Here is a 3,181-nt window from a genome sequence, read left to right on the forward strand (position 1 = left end):
CGGCGACAAGGCCTGCATAGGGGATCAGCACCAGCCCGGCGCCGAGCAGCAAGGCCTGCGGCAGGCCGAGCAGGCCGGCCAGCGGCCCGGCGGCGCCGGCCAGCAGCAGGCCCATCGCGCCGCTGGCCGCGGCGTCGCCGAGCAGCGCGATGCGGAGCAGCGGGGTGGAGGCGATCGCGGTGGAAGCCATGGTCCTCTCCTCTTCGACGGTGGACGCGGCGACTCTCCGCCCCGCGGCGCGCGAGCGCGATTACGTGAGAGGTCATCGCGCGAGCACGCGATCGCGAGCAGGATCGCGGCATGAGCAGCGCATCGGCCCAGGCCGCCCCGCACCCCCAGCCCGTCGGCGCGCTGCTGCGCGGCTGGCGGCAGCGCCGGCGCCGCAGCCAGCTCGACCTCGCCCTCGACGCGGAGGTGTCGCAGCGGCACCTCAGCTTCATCGAGAGCGGCCGCTCGGCGCCGAGCCGCGAGATGGTGCTGCGGCTCGCCGAGCAGCTCGAGGTGCCGCTGCGCGAGCGCAACGCGCTGCTGCTCGCGGCGGGCTACGCGCCGGCCTATGCCGAGCGCGCGCTGGACGATCCGGCGATGGAGCCCGCGCGCCGGGCGGTGGAGACGATCCTCGCCGCGCATGCGCCGCATCCGGCGCTGGCGGTGGACCGGCATTGGCGCATGCTCGCCGCCAACGCGGCCGTGGCGCCGCTGCTGGCCGGCATCGACGCGGCGCTGCTCGCGCCGCCGGTGAACGTGCTGCGGCTGAGCCTGCACCCGCGGGGCCTCGCGCCGCGCATCCGCAACCTCGGCGAATGGCGCGCGCATCTGCTGGAGCGGCTGCGGCGACAGGTGGCGGCCAGCGGCGATGCAGCGGTCGCGGCGCTGATCGTCGAGCTGTCGGCCTTCCCCGCGCCGGAGCCGGCGCCGCCGACCCAGCCGGGCCTCCTGCCCGGCGGCATCGCCGTGCCGCTGGTGCTGGAGGGCCCGAACGGCATCCTCTCGTTGCTCTCGACCACCACGGTCTTCGGCACGCCGGCCGAGATCACCCTGTCGGAGCTGGCGATCGAGGCCTTCTATCCGGCCGACGCCGGGACGGCGGCGCGGCTGCGCGCGCTGGCCGGCTGAGCGGGCGGCAGGCGCGCGGCTTCCGGCTCCTCACACGAAGGCGATCCAGCGGCCGGCCAGGATCGCCGCCGTCCAGCACAGCAGCGAGGCGAGCGCGAAGCCGGCGGGGATGCGGCCGCGGCGCGCGGCGCGCGCGGCGAGCAGCGCGTTGCCGACGCCGAGCGCGACCAGCAGGAGCTTCACCAGGAAGGCCGGGTTCGCGGCGTATTCGCCGATGCGGACCCCGGCCAGCAGCACGCCCGTCGTCGCGGCGAGCGCAAGGCCTGCCGCCGCCGTCCGCCGCAGCAGCGGCAGCGCTTCGTCCAGCCGCGGGCCGATCGCGCCCAGCCAACGGAGGTCGGCCAGCAGGATCGGGCCGAAGAGCAGCGCGATGCCCATCACGTGCAGCGCCGAGACCAGCGGATAGACGCCCGGCGCGAGGCCGACGAAGCGGAAGAGCGGCAGCGCCTCGACGGCAGCCAGGTCCACTCAGCGCAGCTCGATCCGGCGGCCCGCCACCTCGATCCATTCGGCACGATAGAGCGACGGGTTCTGCACATTGCGATAGCCGAACAGCCGCACGCTGCGGCCGGGCGCGATGTCGGCCTCGTTCAGGCCGCGCGCCTGCATGCGCCCGACCGGGGCGAGCTCGAAGGTCAGATCGCGGTTGTCGCGGCGGATCACCACGACGCCGTGCGGGTTCGCGAAGGTGGAGCGCACCACCGGCGCGGTGACGTCCGCGGTCTGCTCGCGGTCGAAGGTCCCCCAGCCGTGATGCGCGGCGGCGGGCCGCGCCAGCGCGGCTGGCGCGAGCGCGAGCGGGGCGAGGCGGATCAGGCTGCGGCGGCTCGGCATGGCATGTCTCCCGGCGTGTCCGGCGGAGATCGGGACATGCCCGCGCGGCCGCAAGCCCGGCGCCCTATCCCATCGCGTGCTGCAGCCAGCGCGCCCAGCCGAGCACCGCCGCGTCCTCCCCGACGCGCCCGACGAGCTGCACGCCGAGCGGCAGCCCCTTCGGTCCGGTGCCGGCCGGGATCGTCACGTTGGGCCCATGCAGCATGGTCCAGAGCGAGTTGAAGGCCGGGTCGCCGGTCCAGCCGAGGCCCTGCGGCGCCTCGCCCGGCGCGCTCGGCGTCAGCAGCGCGTCGAGCCCGCCCATCAGCCCGTGGAGGGCGGCGATCGCGGTGGTCTGCGCCTGGCGCGCCTGTTGCAGCAGCGCGGCCGGCTGGGCGCGGGCCCAGTCCATCTTCTCGAGCAGCGCGGCGGAGAGCAGCGGGCGCGCCTCCGCCAGTTCCCAGGCGAGGGCCTGTGCGCTTTCCATGTTCATCAGCGCCGGGTGCAGTTCCGCCGCGCGCAGCAGGATCGGCGGCAGCGCGAACTCCGTCACCTCGGCCCCGGCCTTGCGCGCGGCGTCGGCCACGCGGTGCAGCAGCGCGACCGTCTCCGGCGCGGCCTTCTCCGGCTCCGGCCCCAACGTCAGGCCGAGGCGCGGCGCGCGGCCGGGCTTCGCCTCCGGGTCGCCGAGATCGCGCCCGCTCATCGCGCCGATCGCCAGCGCGCAGTCGGCGACGGAGCGTGCGAGGACGCCGATGGTGTCGAGGCTCTCGCTCATCACCTTCATGCCCGACCGGTGCAGCGTGCCGTAGCTCGGCTTGAAGCCGACCACGCCGCAGAAGGCGGCGGGACGGACGATGCTGCCGGCGGTCTGGGTGCCGAAGGCGAGCGGGACCATGCAGTCGGCGACGGCGGCGGCCGAGCCGGAGGAGGAGCCGCCCGGCGTGTGGGCCAGCTTGTGCGGATTGGTGGTCGGGCCGGGATGGCGCGTGGCGAATTCGGTCGTGACGGTCTTGCCCATCACCACCGCGCCGGCGCCGCGCGCCAGCGCCACGGCGGCCGCGTCGCCGCGCGGGCGGTGCCCGGCCCAGGCCGGGGAGCCATAGGCGGTCGGCATGTCGGCGGTATCCAACACGTCCTTCACGGCGATCGGGATGCCGTGCAGCACGCCCGGCCGCGCCTGCGCCGCAAGCCGGCGGGCCTGCGCGGGGTCGAGATGGACGAAGGCGCGGACCTCGCCCTCACGCGCCGC

Annotated in this window: 5 protein-coding genes; 1 reads left to right on the forward strand and 4 read right to left on the reverse strand. The window is 76.0% G+C overall.

Features of this window, described 5'->3' with window-relative positions:
• A partial coding sequence (locus tag L2I40_RS21040; RefSeq protein ID WP_237217136.1) for a hypothetical protein occupies nucleotides 1-190 on the reverse strand: 190 nt, incomplete at its 3' end.
• A 110-nt stretch (nucleotides 191-300) separates the two neighbouring features.
• Here L2I40_RS21040 and L2I40_RS21045 point away from each other — a divergent pair.
• Nucleotides 301-1,116, forward strand: a complete 816-nt coding sequence (locus tag L2I40_RS21045) for an MmyB family transcriptional regulator (RefSeq protein ID WP_237217137.1) — start codon at nucleotides 301-303, stop codon at nucleotides 1,114-1,116.
• 30 nt (nucleotides 1,117-1,146) lie between these two features.
• Here the strand turns inward: L2I40_RS21045 and L2I40_RS21050 are convergent, their stop codons facing one another.
• The 3 genes from L2I40_RS21050 to L2I40_RS21060 form a co-directional block, all read right to left on the reverse strand.
• Nucleotides 1,147-1,584: a DUF2214 domain-containing protein gene (locus L2I40_RS21050; RefSeq protein ID WP_237217139.1), complete on the reverse strand. Its 438-nt coding sequence runs from the start codon at nucleotides 1,582-1,584 to the stop codon at nucleotides 1,147-1,149.
• Nucleotides 1,585-1,950: a DUF6152 family protein gene (locus tag L2I40_RS21055; protein ID WP_237217141.1), complete on the reverse strand. Its 366-nt coding sequence runs from the start codon at nucleotides 1,948-1,950 to the stop codon at nucleotides 1,585-1,587.
• A gap of 64 nt (nucleotides 1,951-2,014) precedes the next feature.
• Nucleotides 2,015-3,181, reverse strand: a 1,167-nt coding sequence (locus L2I40_RS21060) for an amidase (protein ID WP_237217143.1), incomplete at its 5' end; no start/stop codon positions are given.

The organism is Falsiroseomonas oryziterrae, assembly GCF_021864505.1.
Lineage (GTDB): Bacteria > Pseudomonadota > Alphaproteobacteria > Acetobacterales > Acetobacteraceae > Falsiroseomonas > Falsiroseomonas oryziterrae.